The following is a 14,582-nucleotide window of genomic DNA, read 5'->3' on the forward strand; positions in this document are numbered from 1 at the left end:
CTAACCCCCGCTAGCGCGCTTTCCGTCCGGCAGGAAACCGCCGAACGATAAAGCTCGCGCCAATGAAAAAGCCTGCTCTAGCGCCTCAGATCCAGCGTGAGCGGGAATTCGGCGCTGCTTTCCTCCGACGGAATCGCCAGAGCGCCGGGACTATGACCGATCGCCTCGAACCGTGCGAGCCGTCTCGCCTCCGCTTCGTAGGAATTCACAGGCGGTGTCTCGTAATTGCGACCGCCCGGATGGGCGACATGGTAGACGCAGCCACCGAGCGAGCGGCCCACCCAGCTGTCGACGATGTCGAAGGTCAGCGGCGCGTGCACGGGGATCGTCGGATGCAGGCCCGAGGCCGGCTGCCAGGCCTTGAAGCGCACGGCCGCGATCGCTTCGCCCGACGAGCCGGTCTCGGTCATCGGCAGGCGCCGCCCGTTGCAGGTGATCAGATGGCGGCCGGGCACGAAGCCCTTCGCCTTGACCTGGAGACGTTCCACCGAGGAATCGACATAGCGCACCGTGCCGCCGATCGCGCCCTCCTCGCCCATGACGTGCCAGGGCTCGAGCGCCTGCCGGATCTCGATCTCGACCCCGCCATGCGCGACCTTGCCGAAGAAGGGGAAGCGGAACTCGGCCTGTGCCTCGAACCAAACCGGATCGAAGGCGTAGCCGGCGTGCTGGAGATCGGCGAGTACGTCCTGGAAATCCCGCCAGACCATCTCGGGCAGCATGAAGCGGTCGTGCAGGGCGGTGCCCCAGCGCACCAGCTTGCCCTCCTGCGGCTCGCGCCAGAACCAGGCGACCAGCGCTCGCAGCAGCAATTGCTGGGCGAGCGACATGCGTGAATCAGGCGGCATCTCGAATCCGCGGAACTCGATCAATCCGAGCCGTCCCGTCGGCCCGTCAGGCGAATAGAGCTTGTCGATGCAGATCTCGGTGCGGTGCGTGTTGCCGGAGACGTCGACGAGGAGATTGCGGAAGAGCCGGTCCACCAGCCAGAGCGGGATCGGCGCCTCGCCCGCCTTCGGAACCTGCGCCATCGCGAGCTCCAGCTCGTAGAGCTGGTCCTGCCGGGCCTCGTCGATGCGCGGAGCCTGGCTGGTCGGGCCGATGAACAGGCCCGAGAACAGATAGGACAGCGAGGGGTGCCGGTTCCAGTAGAGCACGATGCTCTTCAGGAGGTCCGGCCGGCGCAGGAAGGGCGAATCGGCAGGCGTCACGCCGCCGAGCACGACATGGTTGCCGCCGCCGGTGCCGGTATGGCGCCCGTCGACCATGAACTTCTCGGCGCAGAGCCGCGAAAGCCGCGCCTCCTCATAGACGCCCTGCGTGATCGCGACCGCGTCGCGCCAGTCCGTCGCCGGGTGGATGTTGACCTCGATCACGCCGGGGTCGGGCGTGACCTTGATGACATTGAGGCGCGGGTCGAAGGGCGGTGCATAGCCTTCGATATGGACGGGCTGGCCCAATTCCTCGGCAACCGCCTCCACCGAGGCGACGAGATCGAGATAATCCTCCAACTGCTCGACCGGCGGCAGGAAGACGCACACTACATTGTCGCGGATCTCGAGGCTGAGCGCGGTGCGGACATGCTCGCCGCCGATCTCCTGCTCGCGCCGATCCTGCGCGGAGCCGTTTGCGGTCTCGACGGCGCGCACGATCTGCGGATGCGGAGCGAAGCTCGTCGGCGCGGCCGGCGCTGGCGGGCTTCCGGCGCCCGCGGCGGGTGCAGGCCCGGATGATCCCGCCGGGGCGAGGGGCTGCCGCGGCTCCATCGGGTCCTGCGGATGGATATGCGGATACTCGGCCTTGGGCACCACCGGCAGCGAGCCGAGCGGCAACCGGTAGCCGACCGGGGAATCGCCCGGCACGAGGAAGAGCTTGCCGCGGCGCAGCCGCCACTTCTCGGAGCGCCAGCGCCGGTCGCTCGCCGCTGCCTGCCAGCGCTGCACGGGGATGACATAGCCGCGCGGATTGCCGAGGCCGAGCTGGAAGACCTGCGCCATCCGCGCCCGCTCCTCCGGATCGGCGAGGCGCGGATCGAGCGGGTCGACATTCTCGGGAAGCTGCGCCTCCTTCAGCAACCAGTGACCGGTATCCTCATAGGCCGGCAGCACATAGTCGGCGCCGAGGCCGAGCTTGTCCGAGAGGCCCTTGGCCAGGGCTTCGGCGTCATGCGTGGTGGCTTTGGCCTCGAGTTCGCGATCGCCGCCCGTCTGTGCGCCCGGCTCGCGGGCGATGAGATCGGCATTGCGCCAGATCGGCTCGCCATCGCGACGCCAGTACAGGGCGAAGGCCCAGCGCGGCAGGCTCTCGCCCGGATACCACTTGCCCTGGCCGTAATGCAGCATGCCGCCCGGCGCGAAGCGCTGGCGCAGGCGCCGGATCAGCGTGTCCGCCCGCTGGCGCTTGGTCGGTCCGACGGCGTCGATGTTCCACTCTTCGCCGGTCTGGTCGTCGATCGAGACGAAGGTCGGCTCGCCGCCCATGGTGAGGCGGACATCCTGCGCCTGAAGATCGGTCTCGACCTGCTCGCCGAGCCGGTCGAGCTCGGTCCAGGATTCGTCCGAGAAGGGCAGGGTGATGCGCGGCACCTCATGCACGCGCTCGACGCTCATGTGGAAGTCGAAGGTGGTCTCGGCATAGCTCGCCACGCCGCTGACAGGCGCGGCGGCGCGATAATGCGCGGTGGCCGCCAGCGGCAAATGGCCTTCGCCGGTGAGAAGCCCGGATGTCGGATCGAGCCCGACCCAGCCGGCACCGGGAATATAAACCTCCGCCCAGGCGTGCAGGTCGGTGAAGTCCTTGTCCGTTCCGCGCGGGCCCTCGAGCGGATCGATGTCGGCCTTCATCTGGATCAGGTAGCCGGAGACGAAACGGGTGGCGAGGCCGAGATTCCTGAGCGCCTGCACCAAGAGCCAGCTCGTATCGCGGCAGGAGCCGGAGCGGATCGACAGCGTATGCTCCGGCTCCTGCACGCCCGGCTCCATGCGGATGCCGTAGGCGATCAGGCGCTGCAGCCGCGCATTGAGATCGACGACGAAGTTGACGGTGTTGACGGGCTCCGTCGGCAGTTCGGCCAGGAAGGCTTCGAGCAGCGGGCCGACCGGCTCCGTGACGAGATAGGGGGCGAGCTCTTCGCGCAGTTCCTGCGTGTAGGTGAAGGGGAAGGTCTCGGCGTCGGTTTCGACGAAGAAATCGAACGGGTTGATGATCGACAGCTCGGTGACGACGTCGACCTCGATGCGGAACTCGTTGACCGGCTCGGGAAAGACGAAGCGCGCCAGCCAGTTGCCGGCGGGGTCCTGCTGCCAGTTCACGAAATGCTGCGCGGGCGACACCTTCAGCGAATAGCTCTGGATCGCGGCGCGGCAATGCGGTGCCGGCCGCAGGCGGATGATCTGCGGCCCCAGCGTGACCGGCCGGTCATAGCGGTAATGCGTAACGTGGTTCAGCGCGGCGATGATGGCCAAGGCTCGGCTCTCCTGGACGCTGGCAAGGGCGGAAACCGCCGACGAAGACAGGTTAGCGAGCCGGCAGACGCGCGCAAAGCGCCGTTATGGAGATGGGGTCGGCGGTGCGGGCAGTATCTGCCCAAGAGATGTGCACAATGGCGTGCGCATGATCCGCCGATGGCTGGACAGTCGCGGCGGAGTGGTTCCAGATAGCGCGCAATGGGCTGTTTGGCGGCCCGCAGATACGAACAACGGGGAATTCGATGCGTCACGTAGCCAAGTTGATGGCCGTTTCGGCCTTTACCGCGCTGATGACGACGACGGCGGCCTTCGCGCAGACGCCGAAGGACACGGTCGTCATGGCCAAGCAGATCGACGACATCATCACGTTGGACCCGGCCGAGGCCTTCGAGTTCTCCGGCGTCGAGGTTGGTGCCAACGCCTATGACAAGCTCATCGGCGTCGATATCGCCAACAACAACGCGCTCGTCCCGGAACTGGCCGAGAGCTGGACCGTCACCCCCGACAACCTGACCTACACCTTCAAGCTGCGCAAAGGCGTCAAGTTTCACTCCGGAAACCCGCTGACCACCGCCGACGTCGTCTATTCCTTCCAGCGCGCCGTGACACTGAACAAGTCGCCGGGCTTCATCCTGCGCCAGTTCGGCTTCGTCGCCGAGAACGTGCTCGACAAGGTCAAGGCGCTCGACGAGAACACCGTCCAGATCACCGTCTCCAAGCCCTTCGCTCCGACCTTCTTCTACAACTGCCTGACCTCGGGCGTCGCCTCGATCGTCGACACCAAGCTGGTCAAGGCCAACGAGAAGGATGGCGACTGGGGCAATGGCTGGCTGAAGCTCAATTCGGCCGGCTCCGGCGCCTACAAGGTCCGCAGCTACCGGCCGAACGAGCAATATACGCTCGACGCCAATGAGAGCTGGTACAAGGGCGCGCCGAAGAGCAAGCGCGTCGTCGTCCGCCATGTCGCCGAGCCCGCCTCGCAGCGCCTGTTGCTGGAGAAGGGCGACATCGACATCGCCCGCAACCTCTCCAAGGACCAGCTTGCGGCGGTCAAGAGCAATGACGCCATCAAGATCGTCCAGGGCGACAAGGGCTACATCCTCTATCTCGGCCTTAACCAGAAGAACCCGAACCTCGCCAAGCCCGAGGTGCGCGAGGCGCTGAAGCTGTTGGTCGATTACGGCTCGATCGAGAAGAACATCGTCGAAGGTACCTATAAGGGCCACGAATCCTTCCTGCCGCAGGGCTTCCTCGGGGCGATCTCGGACAAGCCCTACAAGCTCGACGTCGCCAAGGCGAAGGAGCTCCTGGCCAAGGCCGGCCTCGCCAACGGCTTCACCGTCACCATGGATACCCGCTCCGTCGCGCCGATCACCGACATCGCCCAGGCGATCCAGGCGACCTGGGCCCGGGCCGGCGTCAAGCTCGAGATCATCCCGGGCGATGGCAAGCAGACCCTGACCAAGTACCGCGCCCGCACACATGACATCTATATCGGCCAGTGGGGTCCGGACTATCTCGACCCGCACACCAATGCCGAGACCTTCGCCATCAACGAGGACAATGGCGAGGAGGCGAAGTCGAAGACACTGGCCTGGCGCAATGACTGGGATATCCCGGACATGACCAAGGTCACGCAGGGCGCGGTGCTGGAATCTGATGCCGCCAAGCGTACGACCACCTATGAGGCGCTGCAGCGCGACCACCAGAAGGTCTCGCCCTTCGTCATCATGTTCCAGCAGATCGAGGTCTCGGCCGAGCGCAAGAACGTGAACGGCTGGGTCATCGGACCGAGCTCGGACACCAACTTCTACGCGACCATCGTCAAGAACTGAGTCCTGTCAGGGGTGGGAGACCCGCTGCGGCGCCAAAGCCGCGGCGGGCGCCTTCGCCATGCCCTGTCCCGGCCCGCTCCTGCTTCGCGCCCGTCGCTGCCCGAAGCGCCCTGGCAACCACAAGAAACGGAGGCGGGTCATGACGGCCGTGACGCAAACTCCCGTCCGCAAATCATCGGCCGCCGGCGCGCTGCGCCGATGGGCCCGTGTGCTCTCCCGCGAGCTGACGACCGTGGCCATCACCATGTTCGGCCTGCTGCTCGTCACCTTCTTCATCGCCCGCGTCATCCCGATCGACCCGGTGCTCGCCGTCGTCGGCGACAATGCCCGCCCCGAGACCTATGAGGCGGCACGCATCGATCTCGGCCTCGACAAGCCGCTCTGGCAGCAATTCGCCATCTATATCGGCAAGGTCTTCACCGGGAACCTCGGCACCTCCGTGCTGACCTCGAATCCGGTCACCGAGGACATCAGGCGCGTCTTCCCGGCGACGCTGGAGCTCGCCACGCTGGGGACGGTGATCGGCGTGCTGATCGGGGTGCCGCTCGGCATCCTCGCGGCGGTCAATCAGGGGCGCTGGCAGGATCAGGTGGCCCGCGTCGTCGGCCTCGTGGGCTACTCCGTGCCGGTCTTCTGGATCGGCCTGATGGCACTGTTGCTGTTCTACGCCAAGCTCGGCTGGGTCGCGGGGCCCGGCCGCATCTCCGTGGTCTGGCAGGATATCGTCACCACCCGCACCGGCGTCATCCTCATCGACGCGGCACTGGAAGGCGAATGGGAGGCCTTCTGGGACGCCTTCTCGCATCTGATCTTGCCGGCGCTCGTCCTCGGCCTGCTCTCCGTCGCCTATATCAGCCGCATGACCCGCAGCTTCATGATCAGCGAGCTGCAGCAGCAATATGTCGTCGCCGCCCGCGTGAAGGGCGTCTCTGAAACGGCTGTGATCTGGCGCCATGCCCTGCGCAACGCCGCCGTGCCGCTCTTCACGGTGATCGCGCTGTCCTACATGCACCTGCTCGAAGGCTCGGTGCTGACCGAGACGATCTTCGCCTGGCCGGGGCTCGGCCGCTATCTCACCAACGCCCTGCTCAATGCCGATATGAACGCTGTGCTCGGCGGCACGCTGGTGGTCGGCGTCGTCTTCATCGCGGTCAATCTGCTCACCGACATCATCGGCCGGTTGGCCGATCCGCGCGTGCGCTGAGGAGGCGGATATGAGCGACACCTCCCCCTCCGCCGACTTGCATGCCTGGCTTATCAGCGATTCACCCGGGTCGCGCCGCCAGGCCCGGCTCGGCCAGCTCTATCGCCAATGGCTCGCCTTTCGGCGCAATCCGATGGCGGTCGCAGGCCTCGCCATCATCGTCCTGTTGCTGCTGGTCGCCGCCTTCGCGCCGCTGATCGCGCCTTTCGACCCGCTCGCACAGGCGCTCGACAAGCGGCTGTTGCCGCCCTCCACGACCAACTGGTTCGGCACCGACGCGCTCGGGCGCGACATCTTCAGCCGGATCGTCTACGGCACGCGCATCACGCTGGTCATCGTGCTGCTGGTCGTCGTCACGGTCGGGCCCTTCGGCCTGCTGATCGGCGCCGTTTCCGGCTATTTCGGCGGCTGGGTCGACCGGCTGCTGATGCGCATCACCGACGTCTTCCTGGCCTTCCCGCGTCTCGTGCTGGCGCTGGCCTTCGTCGCGGCGCTCGGGCCGGGCATCGTCAACGCCATCATCGCCATCGCGATCACGACCTGGCCGCCCTACGCCCGCGTCGCCCGCGCCGAGACCATGGTGATCCGCAACCAGGATTACATCGAGGCGATGCGCCTGCAGGGCGCCTCGCGCGCCCGCATCATCTGGAAGCATGTCGTGCCGATGTGCATGCCCTCGCTGATCGTGCGCACCACCTTCGACATGGCCGGCATCATCCTCACCGCCGCGGGCCTCGGCTTCCTCGGCCTCGGCGCGCAGCCGCCCATGCCGGAATGGGGCGCGATGATCTCGGCCGGGCGCGAGCAGATCTTCGACCAGTGGTGGGTCGCGACCTTCCCGGGCCTCGCCATCTGCGTCGTCGCGCTCGGCTTCAACCTGCTCGGCGACGGCTTGCGCGACGTCATGGATGCCAGGTGAAGCCATGACGCGCGAGGCCATGACGAGCGAACAGCCGCTTCTCGAAGTCGACAATCTCAAGGTCGATTTCCACACCGCGACCGGCATCGTCCATGCCGTGCGCGGACTGTCCTTCACGCTCGGGCGCGAGCGCCTCGGCATCGTCGGCGAGTCCGGCTCCGGCAAGTCGATGACCGGCCGCGCCATCCTCGACCTGATCCCGCATCCTGGTGTCGTCAGAGCCGACGCCATGCGCTTCCGTGGCCAGGACCTGATGACGATGGACAAGGGTGCGCGGCGAAAGCTGCGTGGCCGGCACATCTCAATGGTCATGCAGGACCCGAAATTCTCTCTGAATCCGGTGCAGACCGTCGGCAGCCAGATCGCCGAGGCCTACCGCATCCACCGCAAGGCCGGCGGCCGCGAGGCGCGCGAGCGCAGCCTCTCCATGCTGGAGCAGGTGCAGATCCGCGAGCCCGCGCGCGTCTACGACCTCTACCCGCACGAGGTTTCGGGCGGCATGGGCCAGCGCGTCATGATCGCGATGATGCTGATCGCCGAGCCCGAAATCCTGATCGCCGACGAGCCGACCTCGGCGCTCGACGTCACCGTCCAGCTCCAGATCCTCAAGATTCTCGACGATCTCGTGACCGAGCGCGGCATGGGGCTGATCTTCATCAGCCACGACCTGCATCTGGTGCAATCCTTCTGCGACCGCGTCATCGTCATGTATGGCGGCAAGGTCATGGAGACGCTGCCGGCGGCCGAGCTGGCCGACCCTTCCGCGCGCGGCCGCCGCCATCCCTACACGCTCGGCCTGCTCGAATGCCTGCCGGACCTCGGCCATCCCCGGGCGAAGCTCGCCACCCTCAACCGCGACCCGGCCTGGCTGGCATGACGAACGCTGCGATCTCCGTCGACAAGCTCAACGTCTCCTTCGGCGATTCCCATGTCGTGAAGGATCTCTCCTTCACCGTGAACCATGGCGAGAGCTACGGCCTGGTCGGCGAGTCCGGCTCCGGCAAGTCGACCGTGCTGCGCGTGCTCTCCGGCCTCAACCGCGACTGGGGCGGCGCGGTCGCGATCGAAGGCGCGGCGCAGCCCAAGGTCCGGGACAAGGCCTTCTACCGCCATGTCCAGATGGTCTTTCAGGACCCCTATGGCTCGCTCCATCCCAAGAAGACGGTGGACGACACGCTGGCCGAGCCGCTCGCCATTCACGGTGTCCGCGATGCCGAGGCGCGGATCGGCAAGGCGCTCTCCGATGTCGGCCTTCCCGCTTCCTTCCGCTTCCGCTATCCGCACCAGCTCTCGGGCGGCCAGCGCCAGCGCGTCGCCATCGCTCGCGCCCTCGTGCTCGAACCCTCGATCCTGCTGCTCGACGAGCCGACCTCGGCGCTCGACGTCTCGATCCAGGCCGAGGTGCTGAACCTGCTCGCGGCGCTCAGGCAGGAGCGCAAACTGACCTATATCCTCGTCAGCCATGATCTCGCGGTCGTCGGCCATATGTGCGAGCGGCTGCTGGTCATGCAGTTCGGCCGCGCCGTCGAGGAGATGACCGTCGAGACGCTGGCCGCGCGCCAGCCTCAGACGGCTTATGCGCAGCAGCTTCTGGCGGCGAGCGCGGGGTTCAGCCGCACCGGCTGAGCGGGACGCGCAACGGCCGAGCGCCATTGCCTCTTTGCAGCGGGGCCAAATCGTCTCACTCTGGTCGCAGCCTTGCGCTATGCGCTTCACGTTCGACACAGGCCGGTCGAGCGGCAAGGCTTTGCGCCGGCATTACGAAACCGGCACCGCCTTACGGAGTTGTGAGTTCCATGGACGCCATCGTCGACAATGCGCTTCGGCCCGAGAGCATTCCCGAGAGGACGCCGGTCCCGCCTTTCGATCTGGTGATCTTCGGCGCCGGCGGCGATCTCGCCTTGCGCAAGCTCTTTCCGGCTCTTGGCCAGCGCAATCGCGAAGGGGTTCTGCCCGAGGAAAGCCGCATCTTCGCGATCGTCCGCAAGGAGGAGGATGTAGAGGGGCTACCGAAGCAGATCGCCCAGCGGCTCCATGAGGAAGGCATTCCGAAGGATCAGGTCGAGTCCTTCCTGCGCAGGCTCACCATGGTGCTGCTCGATGCAGTCCAGCCGGAAACCTACAAGGCGCTGAAGAAGGCGCTGGGCGACAGCGAGCGCGTCCGCTCCTTCTATCTCTCGACCCCGCCCGATCTCTTCATCCCGATCTGCGAGAACCTCGCCAAGGCCGATATCCTGACGCCGACCTCGCGCGTCATCCTCGAGAAGCCGCTCGGCCGCGATCTCGCCTCGGCGCGCCAGATCAACGACGCCGTGGGGCGTATCCTGCCCGAAAGCCGCACCTACCGGATCGATCACTATCTCGGCAAGGAGACGGTGCAGAACCTGCTCGTCCTGCGCTTCGCCAACACGCTGTTCGAGCGGTCCTGGTCGAGCCGCGACATCGATCATGTCCAGATCACCGTGGCCGAGACGGTCGGTCTCGAAAGCCGTGCCGGCTACTACGACAAGGCCGGGCATATGCGCGACATGGTGCAGAACCATCTCATGCAGCTGCTCACTCTCTTCGCCATCGAGCCGCCGAACATGCTGGAAGCCGGCGCCGTCCGCGACGAGAAGATCAAGGTGCTGAAGGCGCTGCGTCCCATCGTCGGGCCTGACGTCCAGCGCTACACCGTGCGCGGCCAGTACGGACCCGGCCAGATAGATGGCCAGCGGGTTCGCGGCTATGCCGAGGAGCTCGGCCACGGCAGCAACACCGAGACCTTCGTCGCCGTGCGCTGCGAGATCGACAACTGGCGCTGGGCCGGCGTGCCGATCTATCTGCGCACCGGAAAGCGCATGGCGCAGCGCTATTCCGAGATCGCGGTCACCTTCAAGCCGGTGCCGCACTCGATCTTCGGCAACGGCACCTGCGACCGGCTCGACGCCAACCGCCTCTTCATCCGCCTGCAGCCCAATGACGGCGTCCAGCTCCAGCTGATGATGAAGGTGCCGGGCTCCGGACGCCTCAAGATCGTGCCGCGCCAGCTCGACCTGCGCTATTCCACCGCCTTCGACGAGCGCACGCCGGATGCCTATGAGCGCCTCCTGACGGATGTGATCCGCGGCGACCAGACCCTGTTCATGCATCGCGACGAGGTCGAGCAGGCCTGGACCTGGGTCGATCCGATCATCGCCGGCTGGCAGGATTACAGCCCGCATCCGCATCGCTATGCCGCCGGCTCCTGGGGGCCGTCGCAGGCGATCGGCCTGATCGAGCGCGACGGCCGTTCCTGGGCCGATCCGGATTTCGTCTGATGGCGGCCGGCCCGCTTGCCTGGCAGCGTTTCGCCACCCTTGCCGACGCCTCCGAGGCGCTGGGCGAGGCCGTCGCGGTGCGGTTGCGGGAGGTCGTCGCCGAGAAGGGCAAGGCGCTGCTCGCAGTCCCCGGCGGCACGACGCCGGCGCGCTTTCTCGCCGCTCTCGGGCAGAAAGATCTCGCCTGGGACAAGGTCACGCTGCTGCCGACCGACGAGCGCTTCGTCGCATCCGACGACGAGGCCTCGAACGAGCGCATGATCCGAGGGCAGTTCGCGCCGCTGGCCGAGGGACGCGCCGATTTCCTCTCCTTTCACGGCCACGGCAGCGATATCGAGGCTGCGGCAGCCCTGCTTGGCGCGCGACTTGCCGAACATCCGCCACTCGACCTGCTTGTCAGCGGCATGGGCGCGGATGGTCACATCGCCTCGCTCTTTCCCGGCGCCGAGACCACGTTCAGCGCGGTGCCCGATAGCGGCATCGTCGTCGCGCGCCCGCCCGGCCTGCCGCCACGACTGTCGCTCTCGCCGGCGCGCCTCGTCGATGCCGGCTGGGCGGGCCTGCTCGTCTCCGGCGGCGCCAAGGAAGCCGTCCTCAAGGAAGCCTCCAACCGCAAGGCACCGCTGCCGGTCGACATGCTGATCGGCCGCGAGCAGGGGCTCGACGTCTACTGGGCGAAGGAGTAGAGCCCGCTCACCCGCTCAAATCGATTGAAAGACGAGGCCATGGACGAAACTGCCGCGATTGCCCGGTTGAAGAGCTGCGGCGTGATCCCTGTCGTCGTGATCGAGGACGCCTCGCGTGCTGTGGATCTCGCCCATGCGCTGGTCGCCGGCGGCATCGACGTCGTCGAGGTCACGCTGCGCCGTCCCGGCGCGATGGAGGCGCTTGCGGCCATCGCGAAGTCGGTGCCGAAGGCATTGGCCGTGGCCGGCACGGTGGTGACTCCGGCCCAGGTGACGCAGGTCAAGGATGCCGGCGCGCAGGCCGTGGTCAGCCCCGGCTTCAGCGAAGGCGTCGATGCGGCTTTGCGCGAGGCGGGTCTGCCCTGGCTGCCGGGCGTCGCCACGGCGTCTGACTGCATGCGCGCAGTCGCGGCCGGCCGGACCACCGCCAAGTTCTTCCCGGCCGAGCAGGCCGGCGGCCCGCCGGCACTGAAGGCGCTCTCCGGCCCGTTCCCGCAGATGAGCTTCTGCCCGACCGGCGGTGTCGGCCTCAAGAACCTCGGTGATTACCTCGCTTTGCCGCAGGTGATCTGCGTCGGCGGCTCCTGGCTCGTCCCGGCCGATGCGATCGCCGCCGGCGACTGGAGCCGCATCACAACGCTGGCGCGCGAGGCGAAGGAAGCGTTTGTGAAGGCACGGAGCTGACTTCGCCGCATGCGCGTACGCCCTGCGTCATTCTCGGGCGGAGCGAAGCGCAGACCCGAGAATCTCTGGCAGGATGCGGCTCTGGAGTTTCTTTCGGCATGAGATGCTCGGGTCAAGCCCGAGCATGACGCGCTCTATGCCGCCAGCTTCTCCCGCACCATTTCCGCAATCGCCAGCGAACTGGTCAGCCCCGGGCTCTCGATGCCCAAGAGGTTGACCAGCTCCGCCACCCTATGCACCTCCGGCCCGTCGATGCGGAAATCCGGCATCGGCTCGGTTGGGCCGTGCAGCTTCGGCCGGATGCCGGCATAGTCGGCGACCAGCGCTCCATCCAGCAATGCCGGCCAGTAGGTCCGGATCGCCGCGTAGAACTTCTCCGCCCGCGGCGGGTCGACCACCAGATCCTGGTCACTCCCGACCCATTCGACATCGGGGCCGAACTTGACGCGCCCACCCATGTCGATCGTGGCGTGGATGCCCAGGCCGGCCGCTTCCGGCACCGGATAGACCAGATGGCTGAAGGGCTGCCGCCCCGTCAGCGCGAAGTAGTTGCCCTTGGCGTAGTGCTGGATCGGCACATGCTCGGCCGGGAAGCCTGCGAGCAGGCCGAGCAGCTTCGGCGCGCCGTGCCCCGCCGAATTGACGATCGTCCGCACGGAATAGGTCGCGGGCTCCGCGCCGCCGAAATCCACGCTGAAGCCCTCCGCCTCGCGCCGCCAACCGGCGATCGGCGTGTTCAGCGCAAGCGAGCCACCGGCCGCCTCGCACTCGCCGAGCAGCGAGAGCATCAGCGCATGGCTGTCGACCACGCCGGTCTCGGGTGAGAGCAGGGCGATCTCGCAGCGCACCTCCGGCTCCATCGCCTTGGCCTCGGCGCCCGAGAGCCAGCGCAGCGAATCGACGCCGGAGGCTTTCGCCCGCGCCATGATCGTCTCCAGCGCCGGCTTCTGGGCTTCGGAGGTGGCGACGATCAGCTTGCCGCAGGCCTTGTGGGGCAGGCCGCGCTCTTCGAGGTAGCGGTAGAGCTGTTGACGGCCCTCGACGCAGACACGGGCCTTCAGCGAGCCGGGCGGGTAGTAGATCCCGGCATGGATGACCTCGGAGTTGCGCGCCGAGGTCTGGGTGCCGATGCCGTCGGCAGCCTCGGCGATGACGACCTCGCGGCCGGCCAGCGCCAGCGCGCGGGCCACCGCGAGGCCGACGACGCCGGCCCCGATCACCAGGCAATCGATGTCGCTCATCGTGAGGCGTCAGGCCCGCTGCGGCATGGCGATCTCGATCAGGCTCGCCCAGTAGTTCACGCCGACGGGGATCGCCGCATCGTTGAACTCATAGGCCGGGTGGTGCAGCCCCGCCGAGTCGCCGTTGCCGATGTTGATGAAGGCGCCGGGGCGCTCCTCCAGCATGTAGGAGAAGTCCTCCGAGCCCATGGTCGGCGGGATGTCGGTGGTGATCGCATCCGACCCGAAGACTTCCTTGGCGACGCTAGTCACGAAATCGGTCTGGCCGGCATGGTTGAAGGTCACGGGATAACCGAGATGGTATTCGAGGTCGTATTTCATGCCGAAGGCCTTCATCACGCCCTCGACGATCTCGGTGATGCGCTTCTGCGCGAGTTCGCGCGTCTTCGGCGTCAGCGTGCGCACCGAGCCCTTGATCTCCGCCGTCTGCGGAATGACGTTGAAGGCCTCGCCGGCATTGAGCGCAGTGACCGAGACGACGATGGATTCGAGCGGGTCGGCATTGCGCGAGGCGACCGTCTGCAGGGCGCTGACCAGGGCGCAGGAGGCGACGATCGGGTCGTTGACGTTGTGCGGTGCTGCCGCGTGTCCGCCCTTGCCCTCGATCTTGATGTGGATGCGGTCGGCAGCGGCCATCGCCGGCCCCTTGGCGATCTCGAAGCGGCCGAGCGCGAGCCCCGGCCGGTTGTGCATGCCATAGACCTCCTGCACGCCGAAGCGGGTGATCAGCCCGTCGTCGATCATCGCCTTGGCGCCGGCACCGCCTTCCTCCGCAGGCTGGAAGATCAGCACGGCGGTGCCGTCGAAGTCGCGGGTCTCGGACAGGTACTTCGCGGCGCCGAGCAGCATGGCGGTGTGGCCGTCATGGCCGCAGGCATGCATCTTGCCAGGCACGGTCGAGCGGTGCTCGAGATTGGTCTCCTCATGGATCGGCAGGGCGTCCATGTCGGCGCGCATGCCGATGACCTTGCCGGAATTCTGGCCCTTGCCCTTGATGATCCCGACCACGCCGGTCTGGCCGATGCCGGTGACGACTTCGTCGACGCCCCATTCCTTGAGCTTGTCGGCGACGAGGCCGGCAGTCCGGTGAACGTCGTACATCAGCTCGGGGTGGCGGTGGATGTCGCGGCGGATCGCGGTGATTTCCGGAGTCAGCGCCGCGATGATGTCGGTCTTGGGCATCGTATCCTCTGAGATAGCATGGGGCGCCGCGCAGAAAGCGGGTGCCGTCCGCACGCTAGCCCAGG

At 67.0% G+C, this 14,582-nt stretch carries 11 protein-coding genes; 8 read left to right on the plus strand and 3 right to left on the minus strand.

Going from position 1 to position 14,582, the window contains the following annotated elements:
* Window positions 1-77: 77 nt before the first annotated feature.
* Window positions 78-3,464, minus strand: coding sequence for a transglutaminase family protein (locus AC2FAN_RS11965; RefSeq protein ID WP_485174229.1), 3,387 nt, complete (start codon window positions 3,462-3,464; stop codon window positions 78-80).
* Window positions 3,465-3,709: 245 nt separating this feature from the next.
* Between AC2FAN_RS11965 and AC2FAN_RS11970 the strand changes: the two genes are divergently transcribed.
* From AC2FAN_RS11970 to eda, 8 genes are all read left to right on the plus strand, one after another.
* Complete coding sequence (locus AC2FAN_RS11970) at window positions 3,710-5,302, plus strand: ABC transporter substrate-binding protein (RefSeq protein ID WP_485174231.1); 1,593 nt, start codon at window positions 3,710-3,712, stop codon at window positions 5,300-5,302.
* Between the two features lie 139 nt (window positions 5,303-5,441).
* A complete protein-coding gene (locus AC2FAN_RS11975) occupies window positions 5,442-6,506 on the plus strand; it encodes an ABC transporter permease (protein ID WP_265052136.1) in 1,065 nt (354 codons plus the stop codon).
* Window positions 6,507-6,516: 10 nt separating this feature from the next.
* Window positions 6,517-7,425, plus strand: coding sequence for a nickel transporter permease (gene nikC, locus AC2FAN_RS11980; protein ID WP_485174234.1), 909 nt, complete (start codon window positions 6,517-6,519; stop codon window positions 7,423-7,425).
* A gap of 4 nt (window positions 7,426-7,429) precedes the next feature.
* Window positions 7,430-8,302, plus strand: coding sequence for an ABC transporter ATP-binding protein (locus AC2FAN_RS11985; RefSeq protein WP_485174236.1), 873 nt, complete (start codon window positions 7,430-7,432; stop codon window positions 8,300-8,302).
* Complete coding sequence (locus tag AC2FAN_RS11990; protein ID WP_485174238.1) at window positions 8,299-9,051, plus strand: ABC transporter ATP-binding protein; 753 nt, start codon at window positions 8,299-8,301, stop codon at window positions 9,049-9,051. The genes AC2FAN_RS11985 and AC2FAN_RS11990 overlap by 4 nt, the downstream gene beginning before the upstream one ends.
* 170 nt (window positions 9,052-9,221) lie before the next feature.
* Window positions 9,222-10,724, plus strand: a complete 1,503-nt coding sequence (zwf, locus tag AC2FAN_RS11995) for a glucose-6-phosphate dehydrogenase (RefSeq protein WP_476804716.1) — start codon at window positions 9,222-9,224, stop codon at window positions 10,722-10,724.
* Window positions 10,724-11,410: a 6-phosphogluconolactonase gene (locus AC2FAN_RS12000; protein ID WP_485174241.1), complete on the plus strand. Its 687-nt coding sequence runs from the start codon at window positions 10,724-10,726 to the stop codon at window positions 11,408-11,410. The genes zwf and AC2FAN_RS12000 overlap by 1 nt, the downstream gene beginning before the upstream one ends.
* 39 nt (window positions 11,411-11,449) lie before the next feature.
* Entirely contained in the window at window positions 11,450-12,094 is a 645-nt protein-coding gene (gene eda / locus AC2FAN_RS12005; protein WP_476804718.1) for a bifunctional 4-hydroxy-2-oxoglutarate aldolase/2-dehydro-3-deoxy-phosphogluconate aldolase, read from the plus strand.
* Window positions 12,095-12,228: 134 nt separating this feature from the next.
* Here eda and AC2FAN_RS12010 read toward each other — a convergent pair whose 3' ends face one another.
* Together AC2FAN_RS12010 and AC2FAN_RS12015 are read right to left on the minus strand one after the other, a co-directional pair.
* Window positions 12,229-13,335, minus strand: a complete 1,107-nt coding sequence (locus tag AC2FAN_RS12010) for an NAD(P)/FAD-dependent oxidoreductase (RefSeq protein WP_485174243.1) — start codon at window positions 13,333-13,335, stop codon at window positions 12,229-12,231.
* A gap of 9 nt (window positions 13,336-13,344) precedes the next feature.
* Window positions 13,345-14,517 (minus strand): M20 aminoacylase family protein, encoded by a 1,173-nt coding sequence (locus tag AC2FAN_RS12015; protein ID WP_265052143.1) that lies wholly within the window; start codon window positions 14,515-14,517, stop codon window positions 13,345-13,347.
* Window positions 14,518-14,582: the final 65 nt, after the last annotated feature.

The organism is Allobosea sp. RIT-PG3_2 (genome assembly GCF_057321085.1).

What these genes read in the sequence shown, in the direction of transcription:
- AC2FAN_RS11970 (WP_485174231.1), top strand. Translation starts at nt 3,710, where the DNA reads ATGCGTCACGTAGCCAAGTTGATGGCCGTTTCGGCCTTTACCGCGCTG.
- AC2FAN_RS11975 (WP_265052136.1), top strand. Translation starts at nt 5,442, where the DNA reads ATGACGGCCGTGACGCAAACTCCCGTCCGCAAATCATCGGCCGCCGGC.
- nikC (WP_485174234.1), top strand. Translation starts at nt 6,517, where the DNA reads ATGAGCGACACCTCCCCCTCCGCCGACTTGCATGCCTGGCTTATCAGC.
- AC2FAN_RS11985 (WP_485174236.1), top strand. Translation starts at nt 7,430, where the DNA reads ATGACGCGCGAGGCCATGACGAGCGAACAGCCGCTTCTCGAAGTCGAC.
- AC2FAN_RS11990 (WP_485174238.1), top strand. Translation starts at nt 8,299, where the DNA reads ATGACGAACGCTGCGATCTCCGTCGACAAGCTCAACGTCTCCTTCGGC.
- zwf (WP_476804716.1), top strand. Translation starts at nt 9,222, where the DNA reads ATGGACGCCATCGTCGACAATGCGCTTCGGCCCGAGAGCATTCCCGAG.
- AC2FAN_RS12000 (WP_485174241.1), top strand. Translation starts at nt 10,724, where the DNA reads ATGGCGGCCGGCCCGCTTGCCTGGCAGCGTTTCGCCACCCTTGCCGAC.
- eda (WP_476804718.1), top strand. Translation starts at nt 11,450, where the DNA reads ATGGACGAAACTGCCGCGATTGCCCGGTTGAAGAGCTGCGGCGTGATC.
- AC2FAN_RS12010 (WP_485174243.1), bottom strand. Translation starts at nt 13,335, where the DNA reads ATGAGCGACATCGATTGCCTGGTGATCGGGGCCGGCGTCGTCGGCCTC.
- AC2FAN_RS12015 (WP_265052143.1), bottom strand. Translation starts at nt 14,517, where the DNA reads ATGCCCAAGACCGACATCATCGCGGCGCTGACTCCGGAAATCACCGCG.